The organism is Pseudomonas sp. PDM22 (genome assembly GCF_014851965.1).
Taxonomy (GTDB): domain Bacteria; phylum Pseudomonadota; class Gammaproteobacteria; order Pseudomonadales; family Pseudomonadaceae; genus Pseudomonas.
This window is the reverse complement of record NZ_JACVAR010000001.1, coordinates 950,331-967,170: the sequence shown is the minus strand read 5'-3', so window position 1 is coordinate 967,170 and position 16,840 is coordinate 950,331. Positions and strand designations below refer to the sequence as shown.

Here is a 16,840-nt window from a genome sequence, read left to right as displayed (position 1 = left end):
GGTGCCCGCTGCATAGGGGCAGCCTATGAAGGGCATTGATATTGGACATTTCAGCAGGACGCAGCGGCGGCGGTAAGCTGCGCGCCATCTGCTATCGAACAAGTTCGAGGGTCGTTCCGCAGCTCCCTGACTTATCTCAAGGAGTCCGGCGCGACTGCGGAAATCCCTGACTTATCTCAAGGGATTCCCAGCGTTCTGCAGGACAATGCGAATTGTGACTTGGGTCACACCGCATTGCCCACGGTCTCCGGGCCATGCGGTTCGCGCAAGAAACTTTTACGTGGAGCTGCCGCCCTCCCAACCTTCCCCCTGGTGCTTTGGCAGCTCCCTTTTCTTTGCCCGACTCATTCACCTGTGCACTGGAGGCTGTCATGTCCGATCGTCATGCGCGCGTCATCATTCTGGGTTCCGGGCCCGCCGGCTACAGCGCCGCGGTCTATGCCGCCCGTGCCAACCTCAAGCCGCTGCTGATCACCGGTATGCAGGCCGGCGGCCAGCTGACCACCACCACCGAGGTCGACAACTGGCCGGGCGACCCCCATGGCCTGACCGGCCCGGCGTTGATGCAGCGCATGCAGGAGCACGCCGAGCGCTTCGAGACCGAGATCGTCTTCGATCACATCCACGGCGTGGACCTGGCCGGCAAGCCGTTCGTGCTCAAGGGCGACAGCGGTACCTACACCGCCGATGCACTGATCATCGCCACCGGCGCCAGCGCGCGTTATCTGGGGCTGCCGTCGGAAGAGAGCTTCATGGGCAAGGGTGTGTCCGCCTGCGCCACCTGCGACGGTTTCTTCTACCGCAACCGCGAAGTGGCGGTGGTCGGCGGCGGCAACACTGCCGTGGAAGAGGCGCTGTACCTGGCCAACATCGCCAGCAAGGTGACCCTGGTGCACCGCCGCGAAAACTTCCGCGCCGAGAATATCCTGCAGGACAAGCTGCGTGCGCGCATCGCCGAAGGCAAGATCGAACTGCGCCTGAATGCCCAGGTGGAGGAAGTGCTGGGCGACGACATGGGCGTTACCGGTGTGCGCCTGCGCCACAACGACGGCGAGGTTTCCGAACTGAAGGTGGATGGCCTGTTCGTCGCCATCGGCCACACGCCCAACACCTCGCTGTTCGAAGGCCAGCTTGCGCTGAAGGATGGCTACCTGGTGGTGAGCGGCAGCCGCGATGGCAACGCCACCGCGACCAGTATTCCCGGTGTCTTTGCCGCCGGCGACGTGGCCGACCACGTCTACCGCCAGGCGATCACCTCCGCCGGCGCCGGCTGCATGGCGGCGCTGGATGTGGAGCGTTACCTGGATTCCCTGTAACGGCCCGAAGAGCCGGCGTGCAGGAAGGGGCCCCGCTTGCGGGGCCTTTTTCTTGTCCGCTCGGCAAGGCGTCTTCGTAGGGCGCATAACGCGTCAGCGTTATCCGCCGTCGTGGTATCGGCGGATAACCCGTGCCGGGTTATGCGCCCTACGTTATTGCTTGTCCGCTTTGATCTCGGTGTTCCAGCGCCGCTTCGGCGTGCGCGCGGGCTTCCTGTTTCGCCCCCTCGGGCGAGTCCCTTTTGGCAAACGCCCCAAAAGGAACCAAAAGGTCTTGCCCCGGACATCCGGTTTTTCGCTTGGGGCGAAAAATTCCCTCGTTGAATTGAAGTTTCAGGGGCACGCGTCGAAGGGCCATCCCTGGCCCATCGCCGCTCTCGCGACATCCATGTCGCTCAACCCCTGAAACTCCAATTCAACGAGGCCTCCTGAACGGGGCGTTCGGAGTGCACGGATATTCCTCTGGAAGCCTTCAGGGCCAAGTCAAAAGCCCAAGAAATCGGCGCGGATGCTCTTCGTAGGAGCGAGCTTGCTCGCGAACCGCTTGGCACCGTGCCTTGCGGGTTCGCGAGCAAGCTCGTTCCTACAGATACCGGGAAGCGCTTGGAAGGGCTTCTGCTGGCGTCCGATTCGCATTCCTATGAACTGATGCCGCAATCTTGTGTGTGATGTTTCCGTATCATCGCAAACCGCCTCGGGAGGGCTAACGGCGGCCAAGTCGACTCAGTACCTTTGCGTTCGGTGCTGAACACACTGAACTTGGCGGCGCGCCGCTCCCGACAGATTTGCGGTCTTTGCTGATCCATAGCTTTGCTATGGTCGGGTAACGCGCAGTCATACAAGACCCGAAAGGGGAAAGCTGCGGGCCGTTCCAAGTACGGTGTTCAGGTACCCGATCGCCCTTACTGAACAGAGGGCACAAATGAACAGTTACTTGGAGACTCACCATGCTTCAAATGGCCTTTTTCGCTATCGAGCCAGACCTCTGCTATTCGGAGGCTCGCCATGGATAACGAAATCCTTATCCCCACCACCTTCATCCGTCACCGCCGCCAGTTGCGCGCCTTCCTGCTCGACAACGAGCCCTGGTTCTGCGTCAGCGATCTGGGGCGGCTGATCAACCGCCCGCTGGACGAGCGCCTGCACAACAGCCTGGATGCCGATCAGTTGCAGACCTGCTGGATACGCGACAGCTGTGGCGACTACGAAAAGGCCCTGCTGGTCAGCGAGTCCGGTGCCTATGCCGCGCTGATCTTCCACTTCCATCCGGAGAACCGCAGCATCCGCCACTGGCTCAATCGTCAGGTGGTGCCGGCGTTGCGTAGCGCAGAGCATCCGGCGTTGCTACCGAGGGAACGGCAGCTGAGCTGGGCCGACCAGCACTTGGGTGTGCTGGAGTGGCATGGGCGGTTGTGGGTGCCGTTCGATGATCTGCCGGCGATAGGCCGGCTGGAACACCCAGAGGGTCCGGGCAGCGTGTAGGGCGCATAACGCCGCAGGCGTTATCCGCCAAGTCGGCGGATAACCCGTTCCGGGTTATGCGCCCTACGGCGAGGTGTGCGGCTCGTGGTAGGAGCGCGGCGCGCGAAATGAAAAAGCCCCGCATCAGCGGGGCTTTTTCATCGAACAGGATAACCTCAGCCGCGGCGCGACAGCGGCTGGCGCTCGAAGTTGACGCCGGCCAGGCCAGTGGTCTGCAGCGCACGGATGTTGGCGTGGTCGGTGCCTTCGGGGTGCTCGCGCACGGCGCGGTAGTGCTCGCCGAATGCCAGCAGCGACTCTTCCTGGCTCAGGCCTTCGAGGATCGCGAAACCCAGGGTCTTGCAGGAGCCTTCGTTCTGCCCGGCGGGGTTTTCCACGCTGCCGTTGGTGAAGGCGCTGGGGGTGTAGCTGTAGTGCTCGGCGATGTACGCCAGGGTATCGGTGAACAGGTGCTGTTCGCTGCGCAGGCGCGAGCGGAAGTCAGTGAGGGTCATCAAGGCAAACTCTTAGTGTTTCTTCGCGTGGTCGAAGGCCGCCTGTTGCTCGGGCGAGGCTTCCGTCTGGTACTTGGCCTTCCATTCGGCGTAAGGCATGCCGTAGATCTCTTCGCGGGCCTGATCCGGGCTGACCGGCAGGCCCATGTCGTCCGCCGCCGCCTTGTACCACTTGGACAGGCAGTTGCGGCAGAACCCGGCAAGATTCATCAGATCGATGTTCTGCACGTCCTTGCGGGTACGCAGGTGCTGCACCAGGGTGCGGAACGCAGCGGCTTCGAGTTCGGTGCGCTGCTCGTCGGTCAGGTTCATCGGCTCGGTCATGGCAGGTCTCTCAACTAAGGCGCATCGGAGGCGCATGGCGGGGCTGGCGAGATTCTAAGAGGCGGGCGATCTGCCAGCAACGCCCGTTGGCCGACTGGCACGCGCGTGCAAGTGCAGAGCGTGGCTCAGCGCTGGGCGGCCAGGGCGATCGATACCGACTCGGCGAAGCGCAGCGCGTGGGGCTTGTCCACTTCCACCTCGGCGTAGTGCACCGCCGGGTTGGCCATCACCAGGTCGAGCAGTTCCTGGGTCAGGCGCTCGAGCAGGGCGAAGCGGTTTTCCTCGACGTGGGCAATGATCGCCTTGGTGATGGTGCGGTAGTTCAGCGCGTGGTCGATGTCGTTGACCTGCACCGCATCACCGGCAGGGTAGAGGATGGTGAGGTTGATCAGCACATCCTGCTTGTTGAGGATTTCCTCTTCCTTGATGCCGATGTAGGTGCGCACGCGCAGGTCCTTGACCCGGATTCGCGCCATGCCCGGCTGCAATTGCGTCATTTCACTTGCTCCGTCCGATCAGTTGCAGGAATTCCTGGCGGGTATTGGTGGACGCGCGGAAGGCGCCAAGCATCACCGAGGTGTTCATCACCGAGTTCTGCTTCTCCACCCCGCGCATCATCATGCACATGTGCTGCGCCTCGATCACCACCGCCACGCCGGCGGCGCTGGTGACCTGCTGGACCGCCTCGGCGATCTGCCGGGTCAGGCTTTCCTGGATCTGCAGGCGCCGCGCGAACATGTCGACGATGCGCGCGACCTTCGACAGGCCCAGCACCTTGCCGGTGGGAATGTACGCCACATGGGCCTTGCCGATGAAGGGCAGCAGGTGATGTTCGCACAGCGAGTAGAGCTCGATGTCCTTCACGATCACCATTTCGTCATTGTCCGAGGCGAACAGCGCGCCGTTGACGATCTCGTCCAGCGTCTGCCCGTAGCCGTGGCAGAGGTACTGCATGGCCTTGGCCGCGCGCTTGGGGGTGTCCAGCAGGCCTTCGCGGGTCGGGTCTTCGCCGATCCCCTGGAGAATCTCACGGTAGTGGTGAGACAGGTCTTCGATCATGGTGGGAGTTCCTCGCGCCCGCGCCGGGCGGGTCATTTGAGGTGCCGGCCGCCGTTGACGGTCAGGGTAGTGCCGGTCACGTAAGGGCTGTCGAGCAGGTAGCGCACGCTCTGGTAGATCACGTCCGGGCCGGGCTCGATGCCCATGGCGGATTTCGCCAGGGTGCGGGCGCGGTAGGCGTCGTCGTCGCCTTCGTTGAACAGGATCAGTGCCGGCGCGATGCCGTTGACCTTGATGCGCGGCGCGAGGCTCGCGGCGAAGGACAGGGTGAGGTTGTCCAGGCCGGCCTTGCTGGCGCAGTAGGCGATGCGGTTGGCGCTGCCCTTGCGGGCGACGTCGTCGGAGAGGTGGATGATATCCGCCGGGGCGCCGCGCTCGGCGGCGTCGCGCTCGAGCAGGGGCGCGCAGCGCAGGTTGATCAGGTAGGGCGCGAGCATGTGCAGGCGGAACAGCGATTCGAAGGCCTGGGCTTCCTCGCCGGGGGTGTCGCCAATCCACGCCGAGGCGTTGTGGATGATCGCGCGCAGCCGGTCGGTGCGGGACTTCAACTCGTCGATGAAAGCGAGGATGCCGGCTTCATCGGCCAGTTCGGCGTGCAGGCAGGTGGCGCCCAGTTCGCGCAGCTCGGCGATGCCGGGCTTGTCCTGGCGATAGGTCACGATGACCGGCTGGCCTTCGAGCATCAGGCGTTTCGCGCAATGCAGACCGATGCGCTGGCTGGCGCCGGTGATCAGGATGGGGGCTGGGGTCTGGCCCATGCGCGCCTCGCGAAATCCACTTCAGGGAGCGCCGCGGCGGACAATGTCCTAGCGGCCGGGTAGGGCAAAACTATACCAGCCCCGGCGCGGTGCGGCACGGATGGGGCATAATGGGCGGCCTTGTCTTGCCTTGTGGGAGTGAACATGAAAGTCGCCATCGTGTCCGGTTCGGTCTACGGCACCGCCGAAGAAGTCGCGCGCCACGCCAAGCGCCTGCTCGAAGCCGCCGGCTTCGAGGCCTGGTATGACCCGCGCGCCACCCTGGACGCCATGCTCGAGTTCGCTCCCGAGGCCTTCCTGGTGGTGACCGCCACCACCGGCATGGGCGACCTGCCGGACAGCTTCCAGCCGCTGTTCCACGCCATCCGCGACCGCCTGCCGGGCGAGTGGCGCGGTCGTCCGGGCGCCGTGCTGGCGCTGGGCGATTCCAGCTACGGCGATACCTATTGCGGCGGCGGCGAGCAGGTGCGTGAGCTGTACGCCGAGCTGGGCGTGCAGGAAGTGGTGCCGATGCTGCGCCTGGACGGCAGCGAGACGGTGGACCAGGAGACCGACTCCGAACCGTGGCTGGCCGATTTCATCGCCGCGCTGAAGGCCTGATGCATCCCCGCGCCCGCTACCTGATCGACACCCTGCAGCTCGCCTCGCACCCCGAGGGCGGCTTCTATCGCCGGGTGTTCGAATCGGGCCTGGTGGGCGCCGATGGCCGGCCACAGTCGTCGGCCATCCTCTTCCTCCTGCCCGCCGGCACCGTCAGCCGCTGGCATTGTGTGGATGCCGACGAGCTCTGGCACTTTCACGAGGGCAGCGCGCTGGAGTTGCTGGTCGCCGAGCGGCCGGATGCCGAGGTGCGCCGCGAAACCCTCGGCCCGGTGGGCGAGGGCAGCCTGCCACAACGCGCCGTGCCCGCCCATGCCTGGCAGGCCGCGCGTTGCCTGGGGGATTACGTGCTGGTGGGTTGCAGCGTGTCGCCGGCCTTCGAGTTCGCTGGTTTCAAGCTGCTGGCGGATGACGGTGAAGCGCAGCGGAAGTGGCCGCGGCTGGCGGACGAATTCGCCGATCTGCTCTGATGAAAGGCTTCCCTCAGAACCCCGCGGACGCAGAATGTAGGGCGCATAACCCGGAACGGGTTATCCGCCGACAGCCCTGCGGCGGATAACGCTGGCGCGTTATGCGCCCTACCGGAGCACGCGGGGGTAGGCGACGAGGTGGCCCACGGCTTTTCGTAGGACCGAGGGGGGGCGCCTGGCCATTGCTCGCGAACCCCGGCTCACTCAGAACCCTCTGGATGCAGCGGCATCTCCACCATCAACGCCAGCCAGGCCTTCGCGGCATTCGACAGGTAGGCGTCGCGCCGCCAGATGAAGCTGATGTCCCAGCGCAGGTCCGGCTGACTCAGCAGCACGCGCACCAGCCCCGGCCGCTCCAGGTCCTTCGCCACCACCCGCGGCAGCAGCACCGCGCCTTGCCCGGCGGCGACCAGCGCGCCGAGGAAATCCGCCTGGCCGCTGCGGCCGCCTTCCTTCGGTTCGAAACCGGCCTCGCGGCAGGCGCGCAACAGGCGGTCGTTGAGGGTGAAGCTCTGCTGGTAGAGCAGGAAAGGGGTATCGGAGAGTTCCGCCAGCTCCAGGCTCCCGCGCCCGGCCAGCGGGTGGGCGGCGGGCAGCAGTACGTCCAACGGCTCGTTGCAGAAGGGCTGCCAGTCGAAGCCGGGGTCGTCCGGCGTGAGGCCGCCGCCCAGCTCCAGCTCGCCGCTGTGGACCATCTCTTCCATGGTCTTGCTGCCGCCCTCGATCAGGTGCACGTCGATGTTCGGGTAGCGCCGCCGGTATTCGGCGAAGCGCCCGGCGAACAGCGCGTCCGCGCCCAGCAGCGGCAGGCCAAGGCGCAGCTCGCCGCGGTGCAGTTGGGTGAGGTCGTCCAGTTCGGTATGCAGCTCGCGGCGCAGACGCAGCATGTCCTCGGCGCGGCGCAGCACCACTTCGCCTGCTGCGGTCAGGCGGATGTGCGGGCCGCTGCGCTCCAGTAGTTGCACGCGCAGGCTCTGCTCCAGCTGTGCGACCTGCTTGCTCACCGCCGACTGACTGGCGTTCAGGTACACCGCCGCCTGGGTGAAACTACCGTGGCGCACGACTTCGGCGAAGGTGCGCAGTTGCTTGAATTCCATTCTGGAATGGCTCCGATTCGATCTATTCGCTTTGGGGATGATAGGTGCGGGAGTAGGCTTTGCGCCATTCCCAACCGATTTCTTCACCCGCCTAACGCATCGAGATCGCCGCCATGTTCCGCCGCGCCGCCCGCCTGATTTTCGAACTCGCCGTACTCGCCGCCTTCTGGTGGGTGGGCGGCTGGATCGCCACGCTCACCGGCCTGCCGCTGCCGGGCGGGGTGATCGGCCTGGCACTGCTGCTGGTGCTGTTCGCCTGTGGGGCCATCCGCCCGGCCCTGCTGCAGGGCGGCGCCGGCCTGCTGCTGGCGGAGATGCTGCTGTTCTTCATCCCCGCGCTGATGAGCCTGCTCGACTATGGCCCGCTGCTGCGCAGCGAGGGCTGGAAGATTCTGCTGGTGATCACTGCCAGCACTGTGATGGTGATGCTCTCCACCGCCCTGGCGGTGGAATGGATGTGCAACAGGAGTTCGCGCCATGAGCCTCGATAAGCAAGCCCTGTTCTGGTTGGCCGTGACCCTGGGCGGTTACCTGCTCAGCCGTACCCTCTACCGCCGTTTCCAGCAGTACTGGCTGTCGCCCATCGTCTTCGTGCCGGTGCTGCTGTTCGCCCTGGCGATTCCGCTGCAGGCCCGTTACGCCGACTACGCCCGTGACACCAGCTGGCTGGTGGCGCTGCTCGGCCCGGCCACCGTGGCCTTCGCCATCCCGATCTGGCAGCAGCGTGCCTTGCTCGCCCGCCACTGGCCGGCGTTGCTGACCGGCATGCTGGCTGGCTCGACCATGGCCATCGGTAGCTCCTGGGCGCTCGCCCACGCGCTGGCGCTGGACGGCCAGGTGACCCTGTCGCTGATCCCGCGCTCGATCACCACGCCCTTCGCCATGGAAATGTCCCACGACCTGGGCGGTGTACCGGCGCTGACTGCGGCCTTCGTCATGATCACCGGGGTGTTCGGCGCGCTGATCGGTGGCGTGCTGATGAAGATGCTGCACCTGCGCTCTGCCCTGGCCCGTGGCGCGCTGCTGGGCGTCGGCGCCCATGGCGCGGGCACCAGCCGGGCCTACGAGTTCGGCGGTGAAGAGGGTTCGGCGGCCGGCCTGCTGATGGTCCTGACCGGGCTGTTCAACCTGCTGCTGGCGCCGGTTCTGGTCTGGTGCCTGTAAAGGGCATTCAGCTCAGTTCGTAGGCATCGAGCATCTGTGAGGTTTCGGTGGGGGAGTTGAACATCATCACGTCGATGATCGACAAGCCCGCCTCGAAGGTCGGGCGCTTCTGCTCATAGGGCGTGAGCTTCGGCTCCTGGAAGCGCAGGGTCAGCCCGGCGGCCTCGTACTTGCCACGGTCGAAGAAGCTCTGCCCGCCCGGCGGGTTCCAGTACTCCTCCACGCCGCCCAGCGCCTTGCAGATGTTCAGCGCCCACTCGTCCGGCGCTGTCGGTTGCTCCATCGGCAGCTCCATGTGCGACAGCACCGGCATCTTCCGGGGGAAGCCGAGGTAGGCGCAGGTGGCCTCCAGGGTGGTCTTGTTCAGCGAGACGATGTCCTCGAACGGATGGTCCAGGGATGCGGCGATCATTTCCCGCACGTCGCGGTAATAGGGCGCAACCTTGCGGTACACGTCCAGCTGGGAGAACAGGCTGCGCCGCCAGTCCTGGCGGTTGTCCAGGCGCACGTCCTTGATCAGCGTCTGGCGGTGGTGCTTGATCCGCGGCACGCGGATGTACGACCAGCCGGCCTGGTGATTGAGGATGCGGTTGCGCTCGATCCAGCCGTGGTGGATGTACTGCACGGTATCGAACAGGACGAACAGGTCGGTGTGCTTGATCAGGCTGAAGTAGCCCAGGTACGGGAAGAAGTAGGGCTGCATGATGGCGGTTCGTTTCACGTCGGCTGCCTCGTTGGCCGAACTGGAGTCTCCTCCCGACTCCCGGGTACTACTGAGGAATGTTGCGAAAGATATTGCGAAATGTTTCCAGATGACTCGGAGACGCCGCAAAGGACGCCGGGGCAGGGATGGAAATCGGGCACGCTTCCGCCAGCCCTGACCTGCGAGCTGGCTGCCGCACTGTCTGGATGGCGCTTTTGGAGGGAGTCGCCGGGCGCCGGGTCGATCAGGCGCCGCTGGCAGCGACTACCGCCACTATAGGTGGGCAAACCGCTGACGCAAGCCGAGTTATCCGCCTGCGCTTATAGGGGAACATTCGCCAGACGCTGCCAGATGAAACTGTCAGTTCCGTGACAGTCGCCAGGTTGCCGCGCTGACTAGACTGCGCCATCGAACAACAACAACGAAGAGGCTACCGACCATGCACGCCGCTCATCCGCTGCCCACCGTGAACGTCAAGGACCAGGTTTCCGCCGCCGAATGGCAGACCCGCGTCGACCTCGCCGCCTGTTACCGGCTGATCGCCCTGCAGGGTTGGGACGACCTGATCTTCACCCACATCTCGGCCAAGGTTCCCGGCACCGAGGACTTCCTGATCAACCCCTACGGCATGATGTTCCACGAGATCACGGCGTCGAGCCTGGTGAAAGTGGACGCCTCGGGCAAGAAGCTGATGGACAGCCCCTACGACATCAACCCGGCGGGCTACACCATCCACAGCGCGATCCACGACGTGCGCCACGATGTCGAGTGCGTGCTGCACACCCACACCGCCGCCGGCATCGCCGTCTCCGCGCAGAAGCAGGGCCTGCTGCCGATTTCCCAGCAGTCGCTGTTCGTCCTCTCCAGCCTGGCCTATCACGGCTATGAGGGCGTGGCGCTGAACCATGACGAGAAGGCGCGCCTGCAGGCGGACCTGGGCGAAGCCAACTTCATGATCCTGCCCAACCACGGCCTGCTGACCTGCTCGGGCACCATCGCCGATACCTTCCTGATGATGTTCACCCTGCAGCGCGCCTGCGAAATCCAGGTGCTGGCCCAGGGTGGCGGCGCCGAGCTGATCATGATCCCGCAGCCGATCCTCGATGGCGCCCGCGCTATGGCCGCCGCCGTGACCAAGAGCAAACAGGGCATGGGTGGCGCGCTGGCGTGGCCGGCACTGCTGCGCAAGCTGGACCTGCAGAACCCCGGCTACCGCGACTGATGGCGCTGGCCGGCATCGCCCTGCGCGACTGGCGCGCGCAGGGCAGTGACTTCACCTTCCGTGGGCAGCAGATACGTTACTGGAGCGCCGGCAGCGGCGCTCCGCTGCTGCTGGTCCACGGTTTCCCCACCGCTTCCTGGGACTGGCACTACCTCTGGCAACCGCTGGCCGAGCGCTACCGGCTGATCGCCTGCGACATGCTCGGCTTCGGCGATTCCGCCAAACCCAGGGGCCACGACTACCGCATCCTCGAACAGGCCGACCTGCAACAGGCGCTGCTGGAGCATCTGGGCGTGCGCGAGCCGGTGCACCTGCTGGTGCACGACTACGGCAACAGCGTCGGCCAGGAGCTGCTCGCGCGGCACGAGAAGGGCGGGTTCGCCCTGGCCTCGCTGGCCTTCCTCAACGGCGGGCTGTTCCCGGAGACCCACCGCGCGGTGCTCTCGCAGAAGCTGCTGCTCGGCCCGTTCGGCGCCCTGTTCGGCCGGCTGTTCGACCGCAAGCGCCTGGCGCAGAACTTCGCCAAGGTGTTCGGTCCGCAGACCCAGCCGTCCGAAGCAGAACTGGATGCGTTCTGGGAGCTGATCCGCCATAACGACGGGCCGCGCGTCATGCACCGGCTGATCCACTACATCCTCGACCGCCGCCAGCACCGCGAACGCTGGGTCGGCGCGATGCAGCGCACGGCGGTGCCGCTGCGCCTGATCGACGGTCCGGAAGACCCGATCTCCGGCGCGCACATGGTGGTTCGCTACCGGGAGTTGATCCCGCGGCCGGACACCGTCGAACTGCCCGGCATCGGCCACTACCCGCAGGTCGAGGCGCCGGAACTGGTGCTACAGCACTATCTGTCGTTCCGACAGGAAAGGGCGCCGTAGCTACGGACCGATCCACCTGTAGATTCGGAACTGACTGATAGATCGGCCCTGCGTGGCAGCGGTAGCTTCCCCGGCTTTGTCCAGCCGGAGGTCGCTGCCATGCCACTCAGATCCGTCATTCCCGTCCGCCAGCCGCAGGGTTCGTTGCTGTACCGGGCGCTGCTGCACCTGCGCCGTGACTTCGTCTTCGTCGCCATTCCGGTGCTGCTGGTGCTGGTCGGAATCTGCGCAGCCGGTGGCTACTACGCCTGGCTCACGCAGGACTGGGTGCCCGCCGCCTTCGGCGCGCTGGCGCTGCTGCCGGCCTTCGGCCTGCTGCTGTTCTGGAGCGAGTACGACTGGTGGCTGTTCAAGCTCGGCCCGCGCTCGGAGCTGAACCTGCCGATGCGCTGACCGATCATCCCCTGGCCTTATCGAGCACCATTCAGCCTGGGTCGTCTTGGTTGTGACCGGATCGTGACTACCGGACACTCCAGAAAAAACCATCCTGCCTGGAGCCCCAATCATGAGTGATGCCCTGCGTTTCGACGGAAAAGTCGTGATCGTTACCGGAGCCGGTGGCGGTATCGGCCGCGCCCACGCCCTGCTGTTTGCCAAGCACGGCGCCAAGGTGGTGGTGAACGACCTGGGCGGCAGCACCCATGGCGAAGGCGCCAACGCCTCGGCTGCCGATCGCGTGGTCGCGGAAATCCGCGAAGCCGGCGGCACTGCCATCGCCAACCATGACTCGGTGACCGACGGCGAGAAGATCGTCCGCCAGGCCGTCGAGGAATTCGGCCGCATCGATGTGGTGGTGAACAACGCCGGCATCCTGCGCGACAAGACCTTCCACAAGATGGAAGACGCCGACTGGGACCTGGTCTACAAGGTCCACGTCGAAGGCGCCTACAAGGTGACCCGCGCCGCGTGGCCGTTCATGCGCGAGCAGGGCTACGGCCGGGTGATCTTCACCTCGTCCACCTCCGGCATCTACGGCAACTTCGGCCAGAGCAACTACGGCATGGCCAAGCTGGGTCTCTACGGCCTGACCCGCAACCTCGCCATCGAAGGCCGCAAGAACAACATCTTCGTCAACGCCATCGCCCCCACCGGCGGCACCCGCATGACCGAAGGCCTGATCCCGCCGCAGGTGTTCGAGGCGCTCAAGCCCGAACTGGTCAGCCCGCTGGTGGTGTACCTGGGCAGCGAAGCCTGCCAGGAAACCTCCGGCCTGTTCGAAGTCGGCGGCGGCTGGATCGGCAAGGTGCGCTGGGAGCGCAGCCTGGGCGTGGGCTTTGACCCGCGCGAAGGTTTCAGCGTCGAGGACGTGGCGGCCAACTTCGCGCAGATCTGCGACTTCGAGAACGCTGCACATCCCAAGGACAACGTCGAAGCGCTGCGCGAGATGATGGCCAACCTGCAGAAATACGCCGGTTGATCCGGCCAGCCTGACCGGTGGAACGGCCAGCAGGGCTGTTCCACGGCGGCGAACGCAGTAAGGTGAAAGGGCCGGCTCAATGCCGGCCCTTTTGCTTTTCCGCTTCCAGGCCCGAGGAGTTCGCCATGAGCGTGATAATCCAGAAGAACGGACCGGTGACCACCCTGGTCATCGCCCGCCCTGCGGTGCGCAACGCCGTGGACCTGCCGACCGCCCAGGCGCTGGCCGATGCCCTGCGCGACTTCGAGCAGGATGAGGAAGCCCGTGTCGCCGTGCTCACCGGCGCCGGCGGGACCTTCTGCGCGGGCGCCGATCTGGCGGCGGTGGCCGAGGATGGCGAGCGGCGCAACCGCCTGGAAATGGAAGGCGATGGGCCCATGGGGCCGAGCCGCATGCAGCTGTCCAAACCACTGATCGCCGCCATCGAGGGCTACGCCGTGGCCGGCGGGCTGGAACTGGCGCTGCTGGCGGATTTGCGAGTGATGGCCGAGGACGCGGTGTGTGGGGTGTTCTGCCGTCGCTTCGGCGTGCCGCTGATTGACGGCGGCACGGTGCGCTTGCCGCGCATCGTCGGTCAGGGACGGGCGCTGGACCTGATCCTCACCGGTCGCCCGGTGGGCGCGCAGGAGGCGTTGGCCATGGGCCTGGCCAATCGCGTGGTGCCCAGCGGGCAGGCGCTGGAGTCAGCCGAGGAGCTGGCGCGGGAGATCGCCGAGTTTCCGCAGTTGTGCATGCTGGCCGACCGGGCGAGCGTGTTCGCGCAATGGGAGCTGTCGTTCGACGTGGCGCTGGCCAATGAATTCCAGGGCGGGATGGCGGTGATCGAAAGCGGCGAGACGGTGGACGGGGCGAAGCGTTTCGCTGGCGGGGAAGGGCGGCACGGCCGCTTCTAGAAAGAGAAAAGCGGAGGCCTTGCGCCTCCGCTTTGCTTTGATCAGTCGCGCTCGATGATCACATAGGTCTTGCGCGTGGTTTCCTGGATGTCCCAGATGCCCAGGCTGTTCTGTGGCAGCAGGAAGGCGTCGCCTGCCTGGAAGGCGATCGGCTCGCCGCCGTCCGGAGTGAAGGTGCCGCGACCGGCGATGAAGTGGCAGAACTCCTGCTCGACGATCTGGCGGCGCCAGCGGCCGGGGGTGCATTCCCAGATGCCGGTTTCCACGCGGTCGGTGCGCTCGATGGATTCCACGCGGGTTTCCGAAATCGGCTCGCCCAGGGGCACGGCAACCGGGTTGGCTTCACCGAGTTCGGCGTGCAGGGTGTTCTTCAGGTGGGTCAGTTTCATACGGGGGGCTCCAGTGGGCTTTCTATTCGGGGCTGACTGTTCGCAAGCAGGCCAGCGTGTCAGCCGACCTTCCAGGTCATCAGGTTTTCCATGCTGGCGGCGACTTTCTCGGCCAGCCGGCGGCGCCAGGGCGCGCTGTGGGGGTTGGCCAGCACATCGTCCTCGTGCACGAAGCTGCGGATGATGGCGTTGTAGCCCAGCCAGCGGCAGGGTTCGGGTTCCCAGCCGCGCAGGCCGTCCTGCACGCTGCGATCATTGATGACCCAGGGCTGGCGGGTGAGGGCGCTGTCCTGGCCGAGGATCAGGTCGGCGAGGGTGCGGCCGCCCAGGTTGGTGGCGCCGACGCCTTCGCCACCGTAGCCGCCGGCGAGGGCGATGCCGTTGCGGCGGTCGATCAGCATGTGCGGGTGGAAGCGCCGCGACATGCCCAGGTTGCCGCCCCAGGTGTGGGTGATGCGCACGTCCTTGAGTTGCGGGAACAGTTCGCTGAACAGGTAGCGGCGCAGGCCGACTTCATCCTCGGTCAGGCTGAAGTCGTTGCGCAGCTTGCCGCCGAAGCGGTAGCCGCCGCGGGCGCCGAAGGCCAGTCGGTTGTCCGGGGTGCGCTGGCCGTAGGTGACCTGGCGGCTGAATTCGCTGAAGGCCTGGCCCTTGTCGAGGCCGATTTCGGCCCATACCGATTCGGGTAGCGGCTCGGTGGCCACCAGCAGGCTCTGTACCGGCAGTTGGTAATTGCCCAGCGGCGGCAGGTCGGCGGCGTAGCCTTCGATGGCCGGCACCACCCAGTGAGCCTTCAGCTCTCCCCGGTCGGTGCGCAGCAGGCCGGGCGCCCAGTGGGTGACGCGGCTCTTCTCGAAAATCTGCGTACCCTGGCGTTCCACCGCGCGGGCCAGGCCACGGACCAGCTTGGCCGGGTCGATGGTGGCGCAGTGCGGGGTGTGGATGGCGCCCAGCGAGCTGGGAATGCGCAGCTGCTCGTCCAGCTCGCTCTTGCTCAGCCAGCGGTAGTCGTCCTCGGTCAGGCCTTCGGCGTGCAGGTGGGCGAGGTATTCGCGCAGGCGGGTTTCCTGCTCCGGGTAGCGCGCGGCGGTGTAGAGCACGCCGGCCTTGCGGTAGTCGCAGTCGATGCCTTCGCGGTCGAGCACGCGGGCCACTTCATCGGGGATGTCGTGCAGCAGGTCGTAGGACGCGCGGCGCTGCTCGGGCGACAGGCCGGCGAGCAGGCGATCCTCGCCGAGCATGTTGCCCATCAGCCAGCCGCCGTTGCGGCCCGAAGCGCCGAAGCCGGCGGTCTCGGCCTCGACGATGGCGATCTTCAGCTGCGGTGCGCGCAGCTTCAGGTAGTAGGCGGTCCACAGGCCGGTATAACCGGCGCCGGCGATGGCCACATCGACGTCCAGGGTGCCCTGCAGGGACGGCCGCGGGACGAGATCATCGTCCAGCTGGTTCATCCACAGACTGATATGACGCCATGCCGACATAGACGACTCCGAAAGGAAGAAGGGGGAATGTCGGCAAGCCTAGATTTGGCGCGGGGTTCTGTCGTGCGCGCGGGTACGCGAGGATTGCTCGCGTACCCGCCGGCAGGGGCGCATCAGGCCTCCTGCTGTTCCTCGCGCAGGCGCTTGAGGTACTCGCGGGGGGACTGGCCGGTCTGCTGGCGGAAGCAGCGATAGAAGGCCGACAGCGAGTTGAAGCCGGCGGAGAAGGCCAGTTCGTCGATGCGCGAAGGCAGCGGCGGGCGCAGCTGGCTGAGCAGGTGGGTCAGGCGCGTCTGGTTGACGTACTGGTAGAAGCTCAGCCCCATCACCTGGTTGAGCAGGTAGGAAATCTGGTTGCGCGTGTAGCCGGTGGCGGTGGCCACCTGGGTCAGGTCCAGGTCCGGCGCAAGGTATGGCTGGCTCTTGCTGAAATAGTCTTCCAGGTCGCTGGCCAACTGGCTGAGCTGGCGCGGCGAGAGGCCCAGGCGGCTGGTGGCCGGACGCGGGTCGATGGCCTGCGGACGGCTTTCGCCGCCTTCGCGCACCACCGAGGCGTATTCGTTGATGCGCCAGATCAGGCCTTCGCGCACGGTGATCGCCTCGCTGGAATGGAAGGTCGCCAGGCGGCCGCTCAGGGTGACCGCGATGCGGTACTGGATGAAGGCGGTGTCGCCGTCCACGCGGATGCGGTCGATGTGGTCGAGGAACTCTTCCGGGCGGCTGGGCATGGTGCCCTGCACGTAGTCGCGCAGGTCGGTGTAGCCCAGCGTGCGGTTCTGGAAGAAGTCGTTGTACTGCACCTGTGGGTGATACAGCGCGAGCACCGCTTCGAGGTCGCGATGCTTCCAGCACTGGTGGTAGCGCAGCACCACCTCGCGGGTCTGCTCGGTCAGGTGACTGTCGGTCGGGCGTTGGTCGATGGCTTGCATAGGAAGCTAAGGATGCCCCAGACAGCGCTTCTCGGGTAGTGGCAAAGCACCTGTCGGGCGCAAGGCACTATCCATCGTCTCGATGATCCGTCATCGCCTGCGCCAATATCGCCCGCCGGAGCCCGTCCCAGAGGGGGGATTCACTCTTTCGGGCGACACGCCAA

Annotated in this window: 21 protein-coding genes; 11 read left to right on the top strand and 10 right to left on the bottom strand. The window is 65.8% G+C overall.

The features are described 5' to 3' along the window. Positions 1 to 371 precede the first annotated feature (371 nt). Both trxB and IB255_RS04690 read left to right on the top strand, forming a co-directional pair. Positions 372 to 1,316 carry a thioredoxin-disulfide reductase gene (gene trxB, locus IB255_RS04695; RefSeq protein ID WP_081516255.1) on the top strand — a complete coding sequence of 315 codons (945 nt, stop codon included), beginning with the start codon at positions 372 to 374 and terminating at the stop codon, positions 1,314 to 1,316. A 1,005-nt stretch (positions 1,317 to 2,321) separates the two neighbouring features. After that, positions 2,322 to 2,798: a Bro-N domain-containing protein gene (locus IB255_RS04690; protein ID WP_081516254.1), complete on the top strand. Its 477-nt coding sequence runs from the start codon at positions 2,322 to 2,324 to the stop codon at positions 2,796 to 2,798. A gap of 155 nt (positions 2,799 to 2,953) precedes the next feature. Here IB255_RS04690 and IB255_RS04685 read toward each other — a convergent pair whose 3' ends face one another. From IB255_RS04685 to folM, 5 genes are all read right to left on the bottom strand, one after another. Beyond that, a complete protein-coding gene (locus tag IB255_RS04685) occupies positions 2,954 to 3,292 on the bottom strand; it encodes a HopJ type III effector protein (RefSeq protein ID WP_081516253.1) in 339 nt (112 codons plus the stop codon). Between the two features lie 12 nt (positions 3,293 to 3,304). After that, complete coding sequence (locus IB255_RS04680) at positions 3,305 to 3,616, bottom strand: DUF1244 domain-containing protein (protein ID WP_081516252.1); 312 nt, start codon at positions 3,614 to 3,616, stop codon at positions 3,305 to 3,307. Between the two features lie 125 nt (positions 3,617 to 3,741). Beyond that, entirely contained in the window at positions 3,742 to 4,113 is a 372-nt protein-coding gene (folX, locus tag IB255_RS04675; protein WP_081516251.1) for a dihydroneopterin triphosphate 2'-epimerase, read from the bottom strand. 1 nt (position 4,114) lies between these two features. Beyond that, the gene (folE, locus tag IB255_RS04670) at positions 4,115 to 4,675 is read right to left on the bottom strand and encodes a GTP cyclohydrolase I FolE (protein WP_081516250.1); all 561 of its coding nucleotides are present in this window, start codon (positions 4,673 to 4,675) and stop codon (positions 4,115 to 4,117) included. Positions 4,676 to 4,707: 32 nt separating this feature from the next. Further along, the gene (folM, locus tag IB255_RS04665; protein WP_081516249.1) at positions 4,708 to 5,433 is read right to left on the bottom strand and encodes a dihydromonapterin reductase; all 726 of its coding nucleotides are present in this window, start codon (positions 5,431 to 5,433) and stop codon (positions 4,708 to 4,710) included. A gap of 144 nt (positions 5,434 to 5,577) precedes the next feature. On the opposite strand from folM, the gene IB255_RS04660 reads away from it, so the two are divergent. After that, entirely contained in the window at positions 5,578 to 6,033 is a 456-nt protein-coding gene (locus tag IB255_RS04660; protein WP_081516248.1) for a flavodoxin, read from the top strand. Continuing rightward, a complete protein-coding gene (locus IB255_RS04655; RefSeq protein ID WP_081516247.1) occupies positions 6,033 to 6,503 on the top strand; it encodes a cupin domain-containing protein in 471 nt (156 codons plus the stop codon). The genes IB255_RS04660 and IB255_RS04655 overlap by 1 nt, the downstream gene beginning before the upstream one ends. Before the next feature lie 200 nt (positions 6,504 to 6,703). On the opposite strand, the gene IB255_RS04650 is transcribed toward IB255_RS04655, so the two are convergent. Continuing rightward, positions 6,704 to 7,600 carry a LysR family transcriptional regulator gene (locus IB255_RS04650; protein WP_081516246.1) on the bottom strand — a complete coding sequence of 299 codons (897 nt, stop codon included), beginning with the start codon at positions 7,598 to 7,600 and terminating at the stop codon, positions 6,704 to 6,706. Positions 7,601 to 7,713: 113 nt separating this feature from the next. Here IB255_RS04650 and IB255_RS04645 point away from each other — a divergent pair, with 113 nt between their 5' ends. Then, the gene (locus tag IB255_RS04645; protein ID WP_081516245.1) at positions 7,714 to 8,091 is read left to right on the top strand and encodes a CidA/LrgA family protein; all 378 of its coding nucleotides are present in this window, start codon (positions 7,714 to 7,716) and stop codon (positions 8,089 to 8,091) included. Then, complete coding sequence (locus IB255_RS04640; RefSeq protein WP_045210845.1) at positions 8,078 to 8,764, top strand: LrgB family protein; 687 nt, start codon at positions 8,078 to 8,080, stop codon at positions 8,762 to 8,764. Before IB255_RS04645 ends, IB255_RS04640 begins: the two co-directional genes overlap by 14 nt. A gap of 7 nt (positions 8,765 to 8,771) precedes the next feature. On the opposite strand, the gene IB255_RS04635 is transcribed toward IB255_RS04640, so the two are convergent. Next, complete coding sequence (locus IB255_RS04635) at positions 8,772 to 9,485, bottom strand: WbqC family protein (protein WP_230986095.1); 714 nt, start codon at positions 9,483 to 9,485, stop codon at positions 8,772 to 8,774. Between the two features lie 421 nt (positions 9,486 to 9,906). On the opposite strand from IB255_RS04635, the gene IB255_RS04630 reads away from it, so the two are divergent. The 5 genes from IB255_RS04630 (at position 9,907) to IB255_RS04610 (ending at position 13,877) form a co-directional block, all read left to right on the top strand. Then, positions 9,907 to 10,689 carry a class II aldolase/adducin family protein gene (locus IB255_RS04630; RefSeq protein WP_081516243.1) on the top strand — a complete coding sequence of 261 codons (783 nt, stop codon included), beginning with the start codon at positions 9,907 to 9,909 and terminating at the stop codon, positions 10,687 to 10,689. Beyond that, positions 10,689 to 11,567, top strand: a complete 879-nt coding sequence (locus IB255_RS04625; RefSeq protein WP_081516242.1) for an alpha/beta fold hydrolase — start codon at positions 10,689 to 10,691, stop codon at positions 11,565 to 11,567. The genes IB255_RS04630 and IB255_RS04625 overlap by 1 nt, the downstream gene beginning before the upstream one ends. 99 nt (positions 11,568 to 11,666) lie before the next feature. Further along, positions 11,667 to 11,960 (top strand): hypothetical protein, encoded by a 294-nt coding sequence (locus IB255_RS04620; protein WP_081516241.1) that lies wholly within the window; start codon positions 11,667 to 11,669, stop codon positions 11,958 to 11,960. A 112-nt stretch (positions 11,961 to 12,072) separates the two neighbouring features. Next, a complete protein-coding gene (locus tag IB255_RS04615) occupies positions 12,073 to 12,984 on the top strand; it encodes an SDR family oxidoreductase (protein WP_081516240.1) in 912 nt (303 codons plus the stop codon). A 125-nt stretch (positions 12,985 to 13,109) separates the two neighbouring features. After that, the gene (locus IB255_RS04610) at positions 13,110 to 13,877 is read left to right on the top strand and encodes a crotonase/enoyl-CoA hydratase family protein (RefSeq protein WP_081516239.1); all 768 of its coding nucleotides are present in this window, start codon (positions 13,110 to 13,112) and stop codon (positions 13,875 to 13,877) included. Between the two features lie 41 nt (positions 13,878 to 13,918). On the opposite strand, the gene IB255_RS04605 is transcribed toward IB255_RS04610, so the two are convergent. The 3 genes from IB255_RS04605 to IB255_RS04595 all read right to left on the bottom strand — a co-directional run bounded on the left by IB255_RS04605 (position 13,919) and on the right by IB255_RS04595 (position 16,676). After that, the gene (locus IB255_RS04605) at positions 13,919 to 14,266 is read right to left on the bottom strand and encodes a cupin domain-containing protein (protein WP_081516238.1); all 348 of its coding nucleotides are present in this window, start codon (positions 14,264 to 14,266) and stop codon (positions 13,919 to 13,921) included. Positions 14,267 to 14,325: 59 nt separating this feature from the next. Beyond that, positions 14,326 to 15,747 carry an NAD(P)/FAD-dependent oxidoreductase gene (locus tag IB255_RS04600; RefSeq protein ID WP_081516237.1) on the bottom strand — a complete coding sequence of 474 codons (1,422 nt, stop codon included), beginning with the start codon at positions 15,745 to 15,747 and terminating at the stop codon, positions 14,326 to 14,328. A 113-nt stretch (positions 15,748 to 15,860) separates the two neighbouring features. Then, positions 15,861 to 16,676 (bottom strand): AraC family transcriptional regulator, encoded by an 816-nt coding sequence (locus IB255_RS04595; protein ID WP_081516236.1) that lies wholly within the window; start codon positions 16,674 to 16,676, stop codon positions 15,861 to 15,863. Between the last annotated feature and the right edge of the window lie 164 nt (positions 16,677 to 16,840).